Here is a 17,774-nt window from a genome sequence, read left to right on the forward strand (position 1 = left end):
GATGAGTGAACAACAATCTATTCAGCGCACTCTTCAGGGGCAGGTTGTAAGCAATAAAGGCGATAAGTCTATTACTGTGAGTGTCGTTCGTTATGAACGTCATCCGGTTTATGGAAAATATATTAAGCGCACATTGAAATGCCATGCTCATGATGAAAATAATGAATGCAATATTGGTGATACTGTTCGTATAGTGCAAAGTCGCCCAATCTCTAAAACAAAAACTTGGAGATTGGTTGAGATTATCGAAAGAGCAAAAGGTTAAGGAGTTATCATGATTCAGATGCAATCTCGCCTCTCTGTTGCTGATAACAGTGGTGCTAAAGAGTTACAATGTATTAAAGTATTGGGCGGTTCTCACCGCCGTTATGCAGGTATTGGGGATATTATCAAAGTTTCTGTGAAAGAAGCTATGCCTCGCGGTCGTGTGAAAAAAGGTGACGTATACAATGCGTTGATCGTACGTACACGTAAGGGTGTGCGTCGCCGTGACGGTTCTTTATTACGTTTTGATGGCAATGCGGCTGTGTTGCTGAATAATAAATTAGAGCCAATTGGTACGCGTGTTTTCGGACCTATCGCACGTGAATTACGTAGCGAAAAGTTTATGAAAATAGTTTCTCTTGCCCCTGAAGTGTTATAAGGAGTCAACATGAAACGTATACAGACTGGTGATGAAGTTATTGTGATTGCCGGTAAAGCAGAAAATAAAGGTAAGCGTGGTAAGGTCTTATCAGTACATGGCGATCGTGTGATAGTTGATGGTGTTAATCAGGTCTCTAAACATGTGAAGCCTAATCCGCAATTGGGCATTGAGGGTGGTGTTGTGAAGAAAAATGCCTCTATTCATGTTTCAAATGTGATGCTGTTTAATCCTGAAACGGGAAAAGGCGATCGTGTTGGATTTAAAATCGAAGATGGGGTAAAATTCCGCGTTTTTAAATCTAATGGTGCGAAGGTAAGCTGAGGAAAATATGGCTCGTTTACAAAAATTATATAAAGAAGAGCTAGCGCCGGCTTTGTTAAAAGAGCTGGGGTTAGCTAATGTGATGGAAGTTCCTCGTTTGGAGAAAATTACCATCAATATGGGTGTTGGCGAAGCGGTTAATGATAAAAAAATTATGGACAATGCTGTGCGTGATTTAGGGTTAATTGCCGGACAAAAGCCATTAATTACAAAATCTAAAAAATCAATTGCTGGTTTTAAAATTCGTGACGGATGGCCAATAGGCTGTAAAGTTACGCTTCGCCGCGAGCAAATGTATGAATTTTTAGATCGTTTAATTAATGTTTCTTTGCCGCGTACTCGAGATTTCCGCGGCTTAAGCGCAAAATCTTTTGATGGACGTGGAAATTATACCTTTGGTGTTAAAGAGCATATCATTTTCCCAGAAATTGACTTTGAAAAAACAGATGCAATGCGCGGAATGGATATTACTTTTACCACTTCGGCAAAAACAGATGAACAAGCTAAAGCTTTATTAGCGGCTTTTGGCTTTCCATTTAAAGGATAAAGGCTTATGGCTAAACAAAGTATGATAAACCGTGAGGCTAAACGCATTAAAACGGTTCAAAAATACGCTGCAAAAAGAGCTGAATTAAAAGAGATTATTCGTAAAGTTGATACTTATTCGGAAGAAGAGCGTCTTCTTGCTCAAGAAAAATTGCAAAAGCAACCGCGTAATGCATCAGCTTCACGTTTGCAACGTCGTTGCCGTATTACAGGTCGTCCGCATGCGGTTTACCGTAAATTTGGTTTATCTCGTATAAAATTACGGGAATTGGCAATGCGTGGCGAAGTGCCGGGTGTTAAAAAAGCGAGCTGGTAATTTTACCAGCTTTATCTAAGTTCCAAGATCGTATCGATCTGATACTGAAAGAGGTTAAATATGTTAATGGATCCAATTGCGGATATGCTGACGCGTATTCGTAATGCTCAACGCATAGGACGATCAATCGTAGCTATGCCTTCTTCTAAGCAAAAAGTCGCTATTGCAAAAGTTTTGCAATCAGAGGGTTATATTCAATTATTTGAAGTCTCTAATGATGCAAAGCCAGAGTTGACGGTGCATTTAAAATATTATCAGGGAAAGCCTGTTATTGAGTTGATTAAGAGAATTAGCCGTCCGGGTTTACGAATTTTTAAAGGTAAAAATGAGCTTCCTCGCATTCAAGGCGGATTAGGAATTGCTATTATTTCTACCTCCAAAGGTATGATGAGCGATCACCAAGCGCGAAAAGATGGTCTTGGTGGCGAAGTCATCTGCTTTGTAGCATAAATTTGGAGGTAATATGTCACGAGTAGGAAAACAGCCTGTTGCTTTGCCAAAAGGCGTTGATATCAGCATTAATAATCAAGAAGTAACTGTAAAAGGAAGCAAAGGTCAATTGACTTTGAACCTTCATCCTTATACTAAAGTTGCGCAAGAAGGTGAGCAATTAACTTTTAGCCCAGTCAAAGAATCCGCAGATGCTTGGGCCATGACGGGTACTATGCGTGCATTAGTCAATAATATGGTAATTGGTGTTAGTCAAGGTTTTGAAAAAAAATTACAATTGATTGGTGTTGGTTATCGTGCACAGGTTCAAGGTCAAAAATTGAATCTTTCTCTAGGTTTTTCTCATCCTGTTGAGTTTAATGCGCCTCAAGGTATTACTATTGAAACTCCAAGCCAAACAGAAATATTGGTTAGAGGCAGTGATAAACAATTAGTGGGTGAAGTTGCGGCGAAAATTCGTGCTTACCGTCCGCCGGAGCCTTATAAAGGCAAGGGTGTTCGTTATGCAAATGAGTATGTAGCCATTAAAGAAGCTAAGAAAAAATAACGGGGTGAAATTATGAATCAAAAGAAAATAAATCGAATCCGTCGCGGAAAACGTACCCGTTTGAATATTCGTGCTTCAGGTAAGGCAAGTTTGATTGTAAATAAAACACCTCGTCATATGTATGCGCAAATTATAAACGGTCAAGATGGGCGCGTTTTGGCAACGGTTTCTACTTTACAATCTTCTGTTGCTGAAGGTTTAAAATATACCGGAAATATTGAAGCAGCTGCTAAAGTAGGTAGGCTGATTGGTGAGAAAGCAAAATCTCTTGGAATTGAGACGATTGCTTTTGATCGCAGCGGTTTTCGCTATCATGGTCGTGTGAAGGCTTTAGCTGAAGCTGCGCGAGAAACTGGATTGGAATTTTAAGAGGTTACTATGGCTCAACAAAAAGAACGTCAACAAGACAATGAATTTTTGGAAAAGCTGGTTGCTGTTAACCGAGTGACCAAAGTGGTTAAAGGTGGGCGCCAATTTGCGTTTGCAGCTTTGGTTGTCGTGGGAGATGGTAATGGGCGTGTTGGTTTTGGTTATGGAAAAGCTAAAGAAGTACCTATTGCTGTTCAGAAAGCTATGGATCAAGCCAAAAAATCATTAGTGAAAATTTCTCTGCATAAAGATACTCTGCAACATGCTGTCGTTGGGACACATGGTGCGGCTCGTGTATTTATGCAACCTGCTTCTGAAGGTACGGGAATTATTGCCGGCGGTGCAATGCGTGCTGTATTCGAAGTACTAGGTGTTAAAGACGTATTGGCGAAATGTATGGGAACTCGCAATCCGGGAAATGTTATCCGTGCGACCATTAATGGCTTGCAATCTATGAATACAGCAGCCGATGTTGCTGCTAAACGAGGTAAGTCTATTGAAGAGGTATTAGCAAATGTCCAATAAATTGCGAGTAACGTTGATTAAAAGCCTTAATGGTCGTTTAGAATCTCATAAGCAATGTGTTGCTGGGTTGGGATTGCGTAAAATGCATCAATCGCGTGAAGTGATTAACACACCCGAGAATCGGGGCATGATTAATAAAGTATCTTACCTGCTAAAAGTAGAGGAAGTCTAATAATGCGTTTAAATTCTCTAAAGCCTGCCGAAGGCTCTAAGCATTCTGCCAAAAGACTTGGTCGAGGTATTGGTTCAGGTTTAGGTAAAACAAGTGGTAAAGGTCATAAAGGGCAAAAAGCCCGTTCAGGCGGTTATCATAAAGTAGGTTTTGAAGGCGGACAAATGCCTTTGCAACGTCGTTTGCCTAAGCGTGGTTTTAATAGTTTAAATCGTAATTTAACTGCTCGAGTCCGTTTGTCGGAACTGAATAAAATTGATTCGGAAGTTATTGATTTATCAGCTCTCAAAGCTGCTGGTGTTATTCCTGTTCAAGCACAGAACGTCAAAATTTATCTCCATGGTAAATTGGATAAAGTTGTGACAATTAAGGGATTAACATTGAGTGAAGGTGCTAGTAATGCAGTTTCTGCTGCTGGCGGAAAAGTAGAAGAGTAAAGGTAATTTATGGCAAAGCCCGTTGCTAATCCTTATAAGGAATTAACCTCAAGATTTATTTTTTTGGTGGTTGCATTAATCATTTATCGAGTTGGTGCGCACATTCCTGTGCCAGGTGTAAATTTGGCGATGATTAGAGATATGTTTGATAGTGGTAATAGTTCATTATTTCAGCTATTCAATATGTTTTCTGGCGGCGCTTTGTCTAATGCTTCTCTTTTGGCATTAGGTGTTGCGCCATATATTACCGCATCTATCGTAATGCAGCTTCTATCGCATATGTATCCTCCTCTGAAGGAGTTACGTCAGCAAGGAAGTACCGGGCAAAAGAAAATTACTCAATATACGCGATTCTTTGCATTGTTTTTAGGTTTAATTCAAGGTTTTGCTATATCTCGAGCAGTTTTAGCGCAGGGAATGGTGCTGCCTACAGTGCCTGCGGCTCAATTTCTTCTTGTAGCGACGATCGGTCTTGCTACCGGCGCATTGTTTATGATGTGGTTAGGAGAGCAAATTACCGAACGCGGAATTGGTAATGGTATATCTATGCTTATTTTTGCAGGTATTGCCGTCAATATGCCAAGTGGCATTTATAATTTGTTTAACCAAGCTAAAGTTGGTGAAATCGGTTATGGAAAGTTTTTTCTAATCTTGCTTGTTATTGTCGCCCTCTTTGCTTTAATCGTTTTTGTAGAACGCGCGCAGCGGCGTATTGCGATCCATTATGCGCGACAACAGCATGGTGCTTCTCGTGGGATGACAGATCGTCAGCATTTGCCATTAAAAATTAATATGGCAGGCGTCATACCTGCGATTTTCGCTTCGGCGATTATAACGCTTTTGGTGTCTGCGCTCTCCCTGTTCTCCGGGATGAATAATGCTTTTGGGCGTTATATGAGTGATTTAGGTAATGGATTAAATCCCGGCGGTTGGTTATATATTGCTGCTTTTGCATTGTTAATTATTTTATTTGCTTTCTTCTACACATCTATGATGTTTGAAAATAGAGAATTGGCAGATAATTTGAAGCGCTCCAATGCTTTTATCCAAGGATTTAGACCGGGTAAGCAAACCGCTGATTATTTGGATATGGTGCAGGAGCGTCTAACTTTGGTAGGGGCGCTATATGTGGCATTTGTCTGTATTTTACCTTCGTTAATGAATATTGGTTCCACTTCAGGGCAAATTTTGTTCTTATTTGGCGGGACTTCATTATTAATTGCTGTGGTGGTCGCTATGGATTTTATGTCACAAGTTCAGTCTCATATTATGTCAAAACAATATGAATCTTTGATGAAAAAAGCCAATCTTTCCGGATTTGGCGGACAATATCATCGTTAAAACTCGATGGAGTAAAAATGAAAGTAAGTGCTTCAATTAAAAAAATGTGCCGTAACTGTCGGGTAATCCGTCGTAACGGTAGTGTTCGTGTAATTTGCACTGACAAGCGTCATAAGCAACGTCAAGGCTAAATTATTTTGACTTCGTGGTGCGAGATCATTATAATTTCGCACCTTTCTTTTTAAGGAGTAAATATGGCACGTATTGCCGGTATCAATGTACCTACCCAAAAACATACGGTAATTGCATTGACTTCAATTTACGGTATTGGACCTACTCGTGCAAAGGCAATTTGCAAAGAGACAGGTGTTCAGCCGGATAAGAAAATTCGCGATTTGACTGATGCAGAAATTGATGCGTTACGTCAAGCTGTTGGACAATATACAGTTGAAGGCGATCTTCGTCGTCAAGTGTCTATGGATATTAAACGTCTGATGGATTTGGGTTGTTTTAGAGGTTTGCGTCATCGTCGTAGTCTGCCGGTTCGTGGACAACGTACGAAAACAAATGCACGTACTCGTAAAGGACCTCGTCGTCCAATTAAACGTTAATTAAGAGAGATGATTTATGGCTAAAGCTGCTGGTAAACAGAAAAATGTAAGAAAAAAGGCAAAGCGTGTTGTTGTGGACGCCGTTGCGCACGTCCATGCTTCTTTTAACAACACAATCGTGACCATCACAGATGGTCAAGGTAACACGCTTTCTTGGGCAACTGCCGGTGGTTCAGGTTTCCGTGGTTCTCGTAAAAGTACTCCTTTCGCAGCTCAGGTTGCAGCAGAACGTGCTGGCGAAGTGGCGAAAGAATATGGAGTGCAAAACCTTGATGTAAATATCAAAGGTCCGGGTCCGGGGCGTGAATCGGCTGTGCGTGCGTTGAACGCAAGCGGGTTTAATATTCATAGTATTACGGATGTTACGCCTATTCCGCACAATGGCTGTCGTCCGCCTAAAAAACGTCGCGTATAAATATTTTGGAGTAATTTATGGCTAGATATATTGGTCCTAAGTGTCGATTAGCGCGTCGTGAGGGCGTTGATCTTGAATTAAAATCTGGCATTATCCCGCTGGAGAAAAAAACTCGTAAAATGGCTTCTGCACCCGGTCAGCATGGCGCTCGTAGAGGTCGCTTATCTGATTACGGTAGTCAGTTGCGTGAAAAGCAAAAGTTAAAGCGTATTTATGGCGTATTAGAACGTCAATTCCGTAATTACTTTAAAAAAGCTGCTCAGCAAAAAGGTTCAACAGGCGAAAATCTGTTACAAATTTTGGAGAAGCGTTTAGATAATGTGGTTTACCGTATGGGATTCGGCGCTACTCGTGCAGAAGCTCGTCAGTTGGTTTCTCATGGTGCTATTGAAGTTAATGGCAAGCGCGTAACTATCGCTTCTTATCAAGTTCAAGCAGAAGATGTGATTTCAGTACGTGAAAAATCGCGCAATCAAGTACGCATTAAGAGCGCTTTAGAGCTGGCTTCTCAACGCGGCTTTGTTGATTGGATTGAAGTTGATGTGTCTAAAATGACAGGTCAATTCAAGCGCATTCCAGAGCGTATTGATCTATCGGCTGATATTAATGAGTCGTTGGTTGTTGAGCTTTATTCTAAATAGTCTTGGTTTTATTAAAAAGGTGTTGGTATGGCTTTATCTGAATTATTGACTCCTCGTATTGTTCAAATTAAAGAAATCGGCCCAAACACCTCTCGCGTTACGCTTGAGCCTTTGGAACGCGGATTCGGTTACACTTTAGGAACGGCTCTGCGCCGAGTATTGCTTTCTTCTATTGAAGGAGCAGCAATTATAGAGTGTGATATTGAAGGTGTTTTACATGAATATTCGGCAATTGAAGGGGTTAAGGAAGACGTTATTGATGTCTTGCTGAATCTTAAAGGCGTGGCTTTGATTATGCCTGATCTAGAACGTGCCGAAATGAAATTGAGCGTAAGCAAGGCTGGTGTTGTCACTGCTGGTGATTTTCGTGCGCCGGCAGGGGTGAAAATTGCAAATCCTGATTATGTTATTGCGCACTTAACCCAAGACAAACCTTTTTCTATGACGGTTGTTGTTGAAAAAGGACGTGGTTATCGCGTGGTTTCACAGGAAACTGAGGATGGTGAATCAGTGAGAGCAAATGTTCTGCACCTTGATGCTTCATTTAGTCCTGTACGCCGTATTGCTTATCGTGTTGAACAAGCTCGGGTTGAACAACGTACCAATCTTGATAAATTGATTATTGATATTGAGTCAAACGGCACAATTGAGCCTGAGCAAGCGATACGTGAAGCGGCAACGATTTTACATAATCAAATTAAAGTTTTTGTTAAGCTTGAGTCGACAGAAGTAATCGAGGAAGAAGAGGAAGAAATTCATATTGATCCTGTTCTTTTAAGTCCTGTTGATGATTTGGAATTGACCGTTCGTTCTGCTAATTGCTTAAAAGCGGAAAATATCAACAGTATTGGCGATTTAGTTCGTCGTACGGAAGTTGAATTGCTGAAAACACCGAATTTAGGTAAAAAATCTCTCAATGAAATCAAAGAGGTTTTAGCTGCTCGCGGTTTAGAGCTTGGTATGGATATTGAAAATTGGCCGCAGAATTAATGTCGGCTTTCAGATTTTGGAGTGAATTATGAGACATAAATTAGCTGGTCGTAAATTGAACCGTACTAGCGCGCATCGTGAAGCGATGTTTAAAAATATGAGCGTATCTTTGATTCAGCATGAGTTGATTAAAACAACTTTGCCTAAAGCAAAAGATTTACGCCGTGTATTAGAGCCTATCATTACTCATGCAAAAAATAATGATACGGTTGCGGCGCGCCGTTTAGCTTTTGCCCGTCTGCGTGATCGTGATGCGGTACAAAAATTATTTGCTGAATTAGCGCCACGCTATAAAGAGCGCCCGGGTGGTTATATTCGCATTTTAAAATGCGGTTTCCGTCCAGGCGACCAGGCGCCAATGGCTTACGTAGAATTGGTTGACCGTCCGGTTGAAGATACTCAGGCCTAATGCAAAACGCTCTGCTTCGGCAGAGCTTTTTTATATGAAAGTAGATCATCCTGCAATTTCTCCTAAATCAGCTGTTTTATTAGTAAATTTAGGATCGCCTGATGCGCCGACGGCAAAGGCACTGCGTCCTTATCTTGCCGAGTTTTTATCTGATCCGCGCGTGATTGATTTGCCGCGTTGGCAATGGCTTTTTATTTTGTATGCTTTTATTTTGCCGAAGCGCCCGAAGCAATCTGCGGCTTTGTATACCAAAGTATGGACGGATAAAGGCGCACCTCTTATAGAGATTACTAAAGCGCAAACAGATGCTTTGCGTGATTTGCTTTATCAGCATTATGCTCGTCAAGATATTATTGTGGATTATGCGATGCGCTATGGTAATCCTTCAATAGAAAGTAAATTGCGTGCTTTGCAAGCTCAAGGTGTTAATCAGTTGTTGATTGTGCCGATGTATCCGCAATATTGTGATGCGACAACGGCGACAGTCATTGATGCGGTAGCGGATGCTTTTAAGAAAATGCGTTATATGCCAGAATGGCGTTTTGTGCATCATTGGCATGATGAGGCGGCTTATATCGAAGCATTAGCACAGACTGTAAGGGAATATTTGCAGACAAACGAGATGCCTGAAAAAGTTCTTTTTTCTTTTCACGGCGTACCCGAGCGTTATTTGCATGAGGGCGATCCCTATCATTGCTTTTGTCAGAAAACGGCACGTTTAGTGGCTGAAAAATTGTCTTTGCAAGCCTCTCAATTTATGGTGGTATTTCAATCGCAATTCGGTAAAGAAGTGTGGTTGCAGCCCTATGCGGATAAAACCATTGAACAATTAGCCAAAGAAGGCGTGAAAAGTTTGGCGGTAATGTGTCCTGGGTTTACGGCAGATTGTCTTGAAACTTTGGAAGAAATGGCAGAAGGGAATCGTGAGCTGTTTTTACATCATGGCGGCGAACGTTATGACTATATTCCTGCCTTAAATGCCCGTGCGGATCATATCGCTTTATTGCATGATTTGGTTTTACGCCATACCCAAGATTGGCCGGCTTTTGCTCATGGAAAATAATATGCAGCGCTCGATTTTAATTACAGGTTGTTCTAGCGGCATTGGGCGTAAAGCGGCGGAAATGTTACATGAACGCGGCTGGTTGGTAATTGCTACAGCGCGAGATGCCGGTGATGTCGAGCAATTGCGTGCGCAAGGTTTGCATGCGGTGCAATTGGATTTGGCTTCTCCTGATTCGATTGCGATGGCATTGGATTGGACTTTAAAGCTTACTCAAGGTCGCCTTGACGCCCTGTTTAATAACGGTGCTTTTGCCATTCCTGCGGCAGTAGAAGATTTATCGCGCAGCGCTTTGGCTTATCAATTGGACAATTGCCTTCTCGGCTGGCATGAGCTGACGGTTTCGGTTTTGCCGATCATGCGTCGCCAAGGTTTTGGGCGTATCGTTAACAATAGCTCTGTATTAGGAATTGCGGCGATGCGCTTTCGCGGCGCCTATGTGGCAACCAAATTTGCCATTGAAGGCTTGAGCGATGTTTTGCGTCTTGAGCTAAAAGGCAGCGGCATTCATGTAAGCTTAATTGAACCGGGACCGATTAGTTCCTCTTTTCGTAGCAATTCATTCCTGCAATTCCAGCGTTGGATTGATGCGGCGCAAAGTTTGCATAAACTGGCTTATCTGAAAATGATTCAGCGCTTGGAAAGCGATAAGCCTGCACCTTTTACGCTAGGTCCTGAAGCGGTAGTGGCAGCCTTGATTCATGCGATTGAATCCGATAAGCCCAAGGCGCGTTACTATGTGACTAAACTGACATGGTTGATGGCTTTGGCAAAACGTTTCTTACCCACTTCTTTGCTTGACTATTTTGTACTGAAAGTCAGTAACAAAGAAAATGATCACTATGCGAAAGCAAAAAGCGAACAAGAATAACATTTGCTTAATGGCTTGCAGGAAGCAAGCCCGCACCGCATAATACCCCGATTTTTTAGCGAGAACTCTAATGACAGAAATGATTCCTGATGTGCAAGGCTCGGCGGATCGCCGTCAATTGCCGATTACGCGCGTTGGCATTCGTGATATCCGTATGCCGATTATTTTTAGCAATGCCGAAAGCAAGCAGCAACACAGCGTTGCTACGGCGGAAATGACCGTACTGCTGCCGCATGATAAAAAAGGCACGCATATGTCGCGCTTTATTCAGATACTGAACGAAACCTCGCAATATAGCGTGGCGGATTTTTTGCAACTGCACGGGCAAATGCTGCAGCGTTTGATGGCGGATGAAGGTACTTTTGCGCTGACTTTCCCCTATTTTGTGGAGAAATCCGCACCGGTCAGCGGCAGCAAAAGCATGATGGATTATGAAGTAAGCCTATTGGCAGACGGCAATGTCGGCAATAGCGAATTATATGTGGAAGTTACCGTGCCGGTAACTAGCCTTTGTCCTTGCTCGAAAGAGATTTCCGATTACGGTGCGCATAATCAGCGTTCGCATATCATCATCACTGCACTTTACGATCCTGAACGTCCTTTTTCCATTGAGGAATTGATTGGAATGGGCGAAAAAGGCGGTTCTTGCCCGATTTGGGCGACTTTGAAGCGCCCTGATGAAAAATGGGTGACTGAACATGCCTACGAAAATCCGAAATTTGTCGAAGACATTGTGCGCGATGTGGCATTGATGCTGAATGAAGACGATCGGATTCAATCCTATAGCGTGTCTTCAGAGAATTTTGAGTCGATTCATAATCACTCAGCCTATGCCATCATTGAACATGATAAACGTTTATGAGCATCCGTAGCTTCGTTCTGCGTCAAGGGCGGATGACCAGCGGACAAGAGCGCGCGTTTGAAACCCTATGGCCGCGTTACGGTATTGACATCGCCGATGATACGGGTCTCATAGAAATAGCCCATTTATTTGAACCACTGAGAAAAGATATTGTTTTAGAAATCGGATTCGGCAATGGCGAATCGCTATTGAGCATGGCGGAAGCTGCGCCGGAACTCGGATTTATAGGCATTGAAGTGCACGGTCCCGGTGTCGGACACATCATGATGGGCGCAGAGGCGCGGGGCATAGATAATTTGCGCATTATTCGAGCGGATGCCGTTCAAATATTGCAAAGCCATATTGCCGATAATAGCCTGATGCGCGTGCAAATCTATTTCCCTGATCCTTGGCCGAAATTGCGCCATCACAAACGCCGCATCATTCAGCAGTCTTTCACCGATTTGCTGCATAAAAAATTGCGTGCAGGCGGAGAATTACATTTGGCAACCGATTGGGAGCATTATGCCTTTTGGATGCGCGATATTTTGCGCGAAGATAATAAATGGCATAATTTAGGCGATGGAGAAGATTTTGCACCCCGTCCCGAATGGCGGCCAGAAACCAAATTCGAACGGCGCGGCATCGGCAAAGGACACGACGTTTGGGATTTACGCTATCAAAAAGAGGAGACATCATGCAATTAAGAACTCATCTGCTTGCAATCTTATTGGCAGGCTTCGCCTGCATGAGCGCACAAGCGCAAAATGCGCAGGCGGAATTGCAGGCGGCGGCTCAAGCGCATCAGCAGGGCGATGCCGTGAAAGCCTTTAATCATCTGAACAAAGCCGCGCAAACAGGCGATCCGGTTGCCGCCTATAATTTATCCGTCGCTTACGGCAACGGCGACGGCACGGCGGTCAATCAGCAAGCCGCCTTGCAATGGTTGCAGCAATCCGCGCAAGCAGGTTATCCGCCTGCGCAATACGATTTAGCCATGTATTATTTGTCCACAGGACAAGCGCAGCAAGCAGCACCATGGATGCAAGCTTTGGCGGACAATGGCGATGCCGCCGCCCAATTTAATTACGGCATTATGCTGATGCGCGGCGACGGCGTTGTCGCTAATGCAAAAAACGGCAAAGCCTATATCCAAAAAGCCGCCGCGCAAGGATTTCCGCCTGCCCGGCAATATTTGCAGCAGCAATAATGCTCATCACACTTATCGCTGTCGGTCATAAAATGCCTGCTTGGGTGGAAGCAGGCTATCAGGATTATGCCGAACGCCTTAAAGGCGGCGTCAGTCTGCAACTCAAAGAAATTCCTCTGCAAAAACGCAGCGATAAAAACCAAATAGCCGCCGCAAGGCAAAAAGAAGACGAGCAAATTTTGCAAACTCTTGCGCAGGCGGATTACATCGTCACATTAGACATTCCGGGCAAAGTCCATAGCAGCGAAGCGCTTGCCGAACGTTTGCAGCTATGGCAGCAACAAGCGCGGCATCTGGCGCTTGTGATCGGCGGCCCGGAAGGATTGAGCGAAGCGGTAAAAGCCAAAGCCAATGAAAGTTGGTCATTAGGCAAGCTGACGTTGCCGCATCCTTTGGTGCGCATTATTGTAGCGGAAGCCCTGTATCGTGCTTGGTCTATCAATCAAAATCACCCCTATCACCGCGCCTAATTTGGAGGTCGTATGTCGCTAATTATCCGTTTGCCGAATTGGTTGGGCGATGTGGTTATGGCTTTGCCTGTTGCGGCGGCGATACTGCAAAAACATCCGCGCAGTGTATTCAGCGGACAAGCGGCATTTGCCCCTTTGTTGCCCGCTTTAGGTTTTCAGCAAGAATATCGCGCTTTGCCGTCGAAAAATTGGCGTTATTATCCGCATTTTTGGCAGCAACGCGGACAATTCAGACAAGCGGTTTTATTTGCCAATTCGCAGCGCAGCGATGCGGAAGCATGGCTGCAAGGCATTCCAAAACGTTACGGCATTGCATGGCAAACGCGTCCGCGCCGCCTGCTGACGCATCGCTATTATATTTCTCATCCCGAGCAGGACGGAGAGCGGCATCAAAGTCAATTATGGACAGATTTTACCGCCCATTTTGCTTTGCAAGACGGCGTTTCTTTTGCGCCTTTATTGCCAAATGCCGACCGCGCATCGCATATCGTGCTGATTTGCGGCTCGGAAAACAGTCCTGAAAAACGCTGGGAAGTCAGCAAATGGCGGGCTTTTATCCAACAATTGCGCCGCCACAGCGATGCGGAAATCCTGCTGTGCGGCACTGCCAAAGATAAGGAAATTTGCCAAGCGATTATGCAAGATTTAGCGCTTGAACAGGTACGCAATCTGGCAGGAAAGACCGACATGTCGGAGTTTTTTAATTTGCTCCGCCGAGCGCAATGCGTGATTGGCAACGATACCGGCGGTTTGCATCTTGCCAATGCCGCCGGCACGCCGACCGTCGGTTTATACGGCCCGACCAATCCGCAACGCACGCGCCCCATTTTCGACGCGCCTTTAGCGATAGTTCAACCCAAAGATTGCCCTGCCAGTGGCGGCGGCAAGATGGCGGATATTGCTGTTGAAGACGTGTTAAATGCTTGGCAGGCATTCAGTGTTCTGCGATAAATTCGCTTTATCTTTTTTCACAATTGTTATAGCATTACATTTATTCAAAACCTATGGAGAATGTCATGCTTAAAAAACTCTTAATCGGCTCAATCGCTCTATCTATCGGCTTTGCCGCGCAGGCGGAGGTGCCGAACGTAGTCACCACTATCAAACCTTTGCATAGTTTGGTCGCACAAATTATGGACGGCGTCGGCGAGCCGAAATTATTGATTAAAGAAGGTTCGCCGCATGCCTATGCGCTCAAGCCTTCTGATGTGAAAGCCATGAATGATGCGCAATTATTGGTTTGGGTCAGCGATGATTTGGAAACATTCATGGCAGGCAGCGCAGCAAAAATCAAAGGCGCAAAAACCCTGATTTGGGATAAATCCGCCGGCGTGAAATTGTTAAAAACCCGCAGCGGCGGTTTATGGGAAGAAGCGCATCACCATCATGGCGATGAAGATTCCGGCTTCAGTCATATGGACGGCGGACACGATCATCACCATGGCGAATACAATTTCCATTTATGGTTAGGAACGGAAAATGCCGCGCCTTTGTTAAAAGCGGTTGCCGCCGATTTGAGCATTTTGGATAAAGACAATGCGGACAAATATGAGCAAAATCTGCAAACCGCTTTGAAAAATCTGCAAACTCTACATCAAGAAGTCGCGCAATCTTTGGAGGGCGTGGCGCGTAAGCCTTACATGACTTTCCATGATGCCTATCCTTATTTTGAAGAAGAATTCGCTCTCAATCCTGTGGGCGTGGTGCGTGCGGATCTGGAACACGAGCCTGGCGCAAAACGTATCGGCGAATTACGTGCTGTTTTACAGGAAAATAAAGTCGCCTGTATTTTCAATGAGCCGCAATTTTCTTCCAAACTCACCGATAAATTGATTGAAGGCACGCAGGTGAAAGTAGGGGTCTTAGATCCTGTCGGCGCAGATTTGGCGACCGGCCCTGCCATGTTCGGCGAGTTACAGAAAAATCTGGCAAAAGGTTTGAAAGATTGTTTTGCGGAATAATCGCCGTTTGAGTAAAAAACATAACCGCCACTGTTGAAAGTGGCGGTTTTTTATTAGGCGCTTTGTCCGTAAATCACGGGGCGCTGCATCCCCTCCGCCTCAATCAGACGACCGCGCAAAGAATTAGGATAAGCCGCCGTAATTTGCACTTTAGCAAAGCGTCCAATCAAAGAAGCCGGCGCTTGGAAATTCACCACGCGATTATTCTCCGTACGTCCGCTGACTTCGTTTTGGTTTTTACGCGAAATTCTATCCACCAAGACCCATTGCTCCGTGCCGACCATCTGTTGCGAAATCTGGCCCGCCATCTCGAGAATACGCGCCTGCAAACGCGCCAGACGCGCTTTTTTCACATCCATAGAAATGCGGTCAGGCATGGCGGAAGCCGGCGTGCCGGGGCGCGGACTGTAAATAAAGCTATAAGAAGTATCGTAAAACACCGTTTCAATCAGATTCATCGTGTCTTCAAAATCGCTGTCTTCCTCGCCGGGGAAACCGACGATAAAATCGGAAGAAAAGCTGATATCGGGACGAATGGCGCGAATACGTTCCAATTTCTCCACATATTCCGCCGCCTTATGTCCGCGCTTCATCAAAGCCAGCACCTTATCCGAACCGCTTTGCACCGGCAGATGCAGATGGCTGACTAATTGCGGCACGCGGGCATAAACCTCAATCAAGCTGTCGGTAAATTCCACAGGATGCGATGTGGTAAAGCGCACACGGTCAATACCCTCAATCGCGGCAACGTATTCAATCAACAAAGCCAAATCCGCGATATTACCGTCGTCCATAGCGCCGCGATAGGCATTCACATTTTGCCCTAAGAGATTGATTTCCCGCACGCCCTGCGCCGCAAGCGAAGCGCATTCGGCAATCACATCGTCAAAAGGACGGCTGACTTCTTCGCCGCGCGTATAAGGCACTACGCAAAAGGTGCAATATTTGGAACAGCCTTCCATCACCGACACATAAGCGGTCGGGCCTTCGGCGCGCGGCTCGGGCAAATGATCGAATTTTTCAATCTCGGGGAAAGACACATCGACCACGCCGCCGCGTTTCTGCTGGGCTTCGCTGATTAAATTCGGCAAGCGGTGCAAAGTCTGCGGTCCGAAGACCACATCGACCTCAGGCGCACGGCGGCGCAATTCCTCACCTTCCTGCGAAGCGACGCAGCCACCGATGGCAATGATAATATGCGGATTTTTCTCTTTCAGCGGTCGCCAGCGCCCGATTTGGGAAAAAACTTTTTCCTGCGCCTTTTCGCGGATAGAGCAGGTATTGAGTAACAGCACGTCCGCTTCTTCAGGCGTTTTCACCGGTACAATGCCATGCGACACCTTCAGCACCGCCAACATCTTGGAAGAATCGTATTCATTCATTTGGCAGCCGTGGGTTTCGATGTAAACGTGTTTGAGGGTTTGTATCATGATGAGCATCTGCTAAATTAAAATAAGCCGGCTATTATCGCGGATTTACGGAAAAAATGCCAAAATTCGGACGCAAAACGCCCTAAATCCCGCCTATACCTGATGTTTCAACACACAGGACGATACGCATAAAGCATCGCCCTATATGTTGCCCTGAACGGGAAGCGCTGACTGCCGCTTCCAATGAAATTCTAGCGCCATAAATGGCGAGAGTTCAGCCGAAAAGGAATTTTTAATGAAACACCACCCGCACTTTCTGCCCGCAGACAAAGCGCTTGGTGCTTAAAAATTCCGCACTGCTTTTGCCCTGCTGCAGGCGATAGCGCGACATATCTCCCAAAAATTGCACCTCCATGACCGTTGCGCCATCTTCCTGTGCGGCGTGCAAATCATATTGATGCGGTCGCAGGGCGATTGATAATGCCTCGCCCTCAGGGGCATCACGCGCCGACAGCGGCAAAGGCAATGCGCCAAAAGCGCTTTGCGCCCCATCGCCCACTTTCACCGCGCTAATCAAGCAGAGATGCCCCAAGACTGTCGCCAGTTCACCTTGTGCGCTGTGGTCGTAGAGCTGTTGCGGTGCGGCGCTGTCCACCACCTGCCCTGCCTTCATCAGCGCCACTTTATCCGCCAGCGCGAAGGCTTCGCGTTTGTTGTGGGTAACAAGCAAGGCGCTGATGTGCTGTTCTTTGAATAATAGGCGCAAATCATCGATTAAATGTTCGCGTACCGCTTGGTCGAGGCTGGAAAAAGGTTCATCGAGTAGTAACAGGCGCGGTTCTCTCACTAAGGCGCGGGCAAGGGCGACGCGCTGTTGCTGTCCGCCCGAGAGTTCGTGCGGAAAGCGTTTGGCAAAATCCGCTAATTGCACGCGTTCGAGCATGGAAAGCGCTTTGTCTTTCGCTGCCGCTGTGGGCAAATGGCGCAAGCCGAAGCAGACGTTTTCCAGCGCGTTCAAATGCGGAAACAGGGCGTAGTCCTGAAACAGCATGCCCACTTCGCGTTGCTGCGACGGTATATGCACGCCATCGCCCGAAACCAATTGGTTTTGCATATAAATTTCTCCGCCCGCAATTGGCAATAAGCCTGCAATGGCTTTGAGCAAGGTGCTTTTGCCCGAACCCGAGGCGCCCAATAGTGCGCCGATTTCGCCGCGTTGCAATGCAAAATCGCAATCTCGCACCACCGCCGCTGCGCCGTAATGAATGCTGACTTGATGCAAGCAAAGCGCTTGTTCTTGTTCGATTGGCAT

The 17,774-nt window shown here is 45.2% G+C and carries 28 protein-coding genes; 26 read left to right on the forward strand and 2 right to left on the reverse strand.

Features of this window, described 5'->3' with window-relative positions; all coding sequences use genetic code 11:
* Position 1 precedes the first annotated feature (1 nt).
* From rpsQ to DYC63_RS04600, 26 genes are all read left to right on the forward strand, one after another.
* Positions 2–265 carry a 30S ribosomal protein S17 gene (rpsQ, locus tag DYC63_RS04475; RefSeq protein WP_115218143.1) on the forward strand — a complete coding sequence of 88 codons (264 nt, stop codon included), beginning with the start codon at positions 2–4 and terminating at the stop codon, positions 263–265.
* A gap of 9 nt (positions 266–274) precedes the next feature.
* Positions 275–643 carry a 50S ribosomal protein L14 gene (rplN, locus tag DYC63_RS04480; RefSeq protein ID WP_115218144.1) on the forward strand — a complete coding sequence of 123 codons (369 nt, stop codon included), beginning with the start codon at positions 275–277 and terminating at the stop codon, positions 641–643.
* Positions 644–652: 9 nt separating this feature from the next.
* On the forward strand, positions 653–967 hold the full coding sequence (gene rplX, locus DYC63_RS04485; RefSeq protein ID WP_115218145.1) for a 50S ribosomal protein L24: 315 nt from the start codon (positions 653–655) through the stop codon (positions 965–967).
* Between the two features lie 7 nt (positions 968–974).
* Positions 975–1,514, forward strand: a complete 540-nt coding sequence (gene rplE, locus DYC63_RS04490; RefSeq protein WP_115218146.1) for a 50S ribosomal protein L5 — start codon at positions 975–977, stop codon at positions 1,512–1,514.
* Positions 1,515–1,520: 6 nt separating this feature from the next.
* Entirely contained in the window at positions 1,521–1,829 is a 309-nt protein-coding gene (gene rpsN / locus DYC63_RS04495) for a 30S ribosomal protein S14 (protein WP_115218147.1), read from the forward strand.
* A 60-nt stretch (positions 1,830–1,889) separates the two neighbouring features.
* Positions 1,890–2,279 (forward strand): 30S ribosomal protein S8, encoded by a 390-nt coding sequence (rpsH, locus tag DYC63_RS04500; RefSeq protein ID WP_115218148.1) that lies wholly within the window; start codon positions 1,890–1,892, stop codon positions 2,277–2,279.
* 13 nt (positions 2,280–2,292) lie between these two features.
* Positions 2,293–2,826 carry a 50S ribosomal protein L6 gene (gene rplF / locus DYC63_RS04505; RefSeq protein WP_115218149.1) on the forward strand — a complete coding sequence of 178 codons (534 nt, stop codon included), beginning with the start codon at positions 2,293–2,295 and terminating at the stop codon, positions 2,824–2,826.
* A gap of 12 nt (positions 2,827–2,838) precedes the next feature.
* Positions 2,839–3,195 carry a 50S ribosomal protein L18 gene (gene rplR / locus DYC63_RS04510; protein WP_115218150.1) on the forward strand — a complete coding sequence of 119 codons (357 nt, stop codon included), beginning with the start codon at positions 2,839–2,841 and terminating at the stop codon, positions 3,193–3,195.
* A 9-nt stretch (positions 3,196–3,204) separates the two neighbouring features.
* Positions 3,205–3,720 carry a 30S ribosomal protein S5 gene (gene rpsE / locus DYC63_RS04515; protein ID WP_115218151.1) on the forward strand — a complete coding sequence of 172 codons (516 nt, stop codon included), beginning with the start codon at positions 3,205–3,207 and terminating at the stop codon, positions 3,718–3,720.
* Complete coding sequence (rpmD, locus tag DYC63_RS04520) at positions 3,710–3,892, forward strand: 50S ribosomal protein L30 (RefSeq protein WP_115218152.1); 183 nt, start codon at positions 3,710–3,712, stop codon at positions 3,890–3,892. Before rpsE ends, rpmD begins: the two co-directional genes overlap by 11 nt.
* A gap of 2 nt (positions 3,893–3,894) precedes the next feature.
* Positions 3,895–4,329, forward strand: a complete 435-nt coding sequence (gene rplO, locus DYC63_RS04525; RefSeq protein WP_115218153.1) for a 50S ribosomal protein L15 — start codon at positions 3,895–3,897, stop codon at positions 4,327–4,329.
* 9 nt (positions 4,330–4,338) lie between these two features.
* A complete protein-coding gene (gene secY, locus DYC63_RS04530) occupies positions 4,339–5,670 on the forward strand; it encodes a preprotein translocase subunit SecY (protein ID WP_115218154.1) in 1,332 nt (443 codons plus the stop codon).
* A gap of 17 nt (positions 5,671–5,687) precedes the next feature.
* Entirely contained in the window at positions 5,688–5,801 is a 114-nt protein-coding gene (gene rpmJ / locus DYC63_RS04535) for a 50S ribosomal protein L36 (RefSeq protein WP_115218155.1), read from the forward strand.
* Positions 5,802–5,864: 63 nt separating this feature from the next.
* Positions 5,865–6,221, forward strand: a complete 357-nt coding sequence (gene rpsM, locus DYC63_RS04540) for a 30S ribosomal protein S13 (protein ID WP_115218156.1) — start codon at positions 5,865–5,867, stop codon at positions 6,219–6,221.
* 16 nt (positions 6,222–6,237) lie between these two features.
* Positions 6,238–6,636, forward strand: coding sequence for a 30S ribosomal protein S11 (rpsK, locus tag DYC63_RS04545; RefSeq protein ID WP_115218157.1), 399 nt, complete (start codon positions 6,238–6,240; stop codon positions 6,634–6,636).
* A 17-nt stretch (positions 6,637–6,653) separates the two neighbouring features.
* Positions 6,654–7,277: a 30S ribosomal protein S4 gene (rpsD, locus tag DYC63_RS04550; protein WP_115218158.1), complete on the forward strand. Its 624-nt coding sequence runs from the start codon at positions 6,654–6,656 to the stop codon at positions 7,275–7,277.
* Positions 7,278–7,304: 27 nt separating this feature from the next.
* A complete protein-coding gene (locus DYC63_RS04555; protein WP_115218159.1) occupies positions 7,305–8,267 on the forward strand; it encodes a DNA-directed RNA polymerase subunit alpha in 963 nt (320 codons plus the stop codon).
* A 28-nt stretch (positions 8,268–8,295) separates the two neighbouring features.
* On the forward strand, positions 8,296–8,676 hold the full coding sequence (gene rplQ, locus DYC63_RS04560) for a 50S ribosomal protein L17 (protein ID WP_115218160.1): 381 nt from the start codon (positions 8,296–8,298) through the stop codon (positions 8,674–8,676).
* Between the two features lie 34 nt (positions 8,677–8,710).
* Complete coding sequence (gene hemH, locus DYC63_RS04565) at positions 8,711–9,739, forward strand: ferrochelatase (RefSeq protein WP_115218161.1); 1,029 nt, start codon at positions 8,711–8,713, stop codon at positions 9,737–9,739.
* 1 nt (position 9,740) lies between these two features.
* Entirely contained in the window at positions 9,741–10,610 is an 870-nt protein-coding gene (locus DYC63_RS04570) for an SDR family NAD(P)-dependent oxidoreductase (protein WP_115218162.1), read from the forward strand.
* A gap of 70 nt (positions 10,611–10,680) precedes the next feature.
* Positions 10,681–11,472, forward strand: coding sequence for a GTP cyclohydrolase FolE2 (gene folE2 / locus DYC63_RS04575; protein WP_115218163.1), 792 nt, complete (start codon positions 10,681–10,683; stop codon positions 11,470–11,472).
* A complete protein-coding gene (gene trmB, locus DYC63_RS04580) occupies positions 11,469–12,158 on the forward strand; it encodes a tRNA (guanosine(46)-N7)-methyltransferase TrmB (RefSeq protein ID WP_115218164.1) in 690 nt (229 codons plus the stop codon). The genes folE2 and trmB overlap by 4 nt, the downstream gene beginning before the upstream one ends.
* Positions 12,149–12,661, forward strand: coding sequence for a tetratricopeptide repeat protein (locus DYC63_RS04585; RefSeq protein WP_172459418.1), 513 nt, complete (start codon positions 12,149–12,151; stop codon positions 12,659–12,661). The genes trmB and DYC63_RS04585 overlap by 10 nt, the downstream gene beginning before the upstream one ends.
* Complete coding sequence (gene rlmH / locus DYC63_RS04590) at positions 12,661–13,131, forward strand: 23S rRNA (pseudouridine(1915)-N(3))-methyltransferase RlmH (RefSeq protein WP_115218166.1); 471 nt, start codon at positions 12,661–12,663, stop codon at positions 13,129–13,131. The genes DYC63_RS04585 and rlmH overlap by 1 nt, the downstream gene beginning before the upstream one ends.
* A gap of 12 nt (positions 13,132–13,143) precedes the next feature.
* Positions 13,144–14,082, forward strand: a complete 939-nt coding sequence (locus DYC63_RS04595) for a glycosyltransferase family 9 protein (protein WP_115218167.1) — start codon at positions 13,144–13,146, stop codon at positions 14,080–14,082.
* Between the two features lie 65 nt (positions 14,083–14,147).
* Complete coding sequence (locus DYC63_RS04600) at positions 14,148–15,092, forward strand: zinc ABC transporter substrate-binding protein (RefSeq protein WP_115218168.1); 945 nt, start codon at positions 14,148–14,150, stop codon at positions 15,090–15,092.
* A 53-nt stretch (positions 15,093–15,145) separates the two neighbouring features.
* On the opposite strand, the gene miaB is transcribed toward DYC63_RS04600, so the two are convergent.
* Positions 15,146–16,522 (reverse strand): tRNA (N6-isopentenyl adenosine(37)-C2)-methylthiotransferase MiaB, encoded by a 1,377-nt coding sequence (gene miaB, locus DYC63_RS04605; protein WP_115218169.1) that lies wholly within the window; start codon positions 16,520–16,522, stop codon positions 15,146–15,148.
* Positions 16,523–16,754: 232 nt separating this feature from the next.
* Positions 16,755–17,774 carry an ABC transporter ATP-binding protein gene (locus DYC63_RS04610; protein WP_115218170.1) on the reverse strand — a complete coding sequence of 340 codons (1,020 nt, stop codon included), beginning with the start codon at positions 17,772–17,774 and terminating at the stop codon, positions 16,755–16,757.

Origin of the sequence: Suttonella indologenes, assembly GCF_900460215.1 — a bacterium.
Taxonomy (GTDB): domain Bacteria; phylum Pseudomonadota; class Gammaproteobacteria; order Cardiobacteriales; family Cardiobacteriaceae; genus Suttonella; species Suttonella indologenes.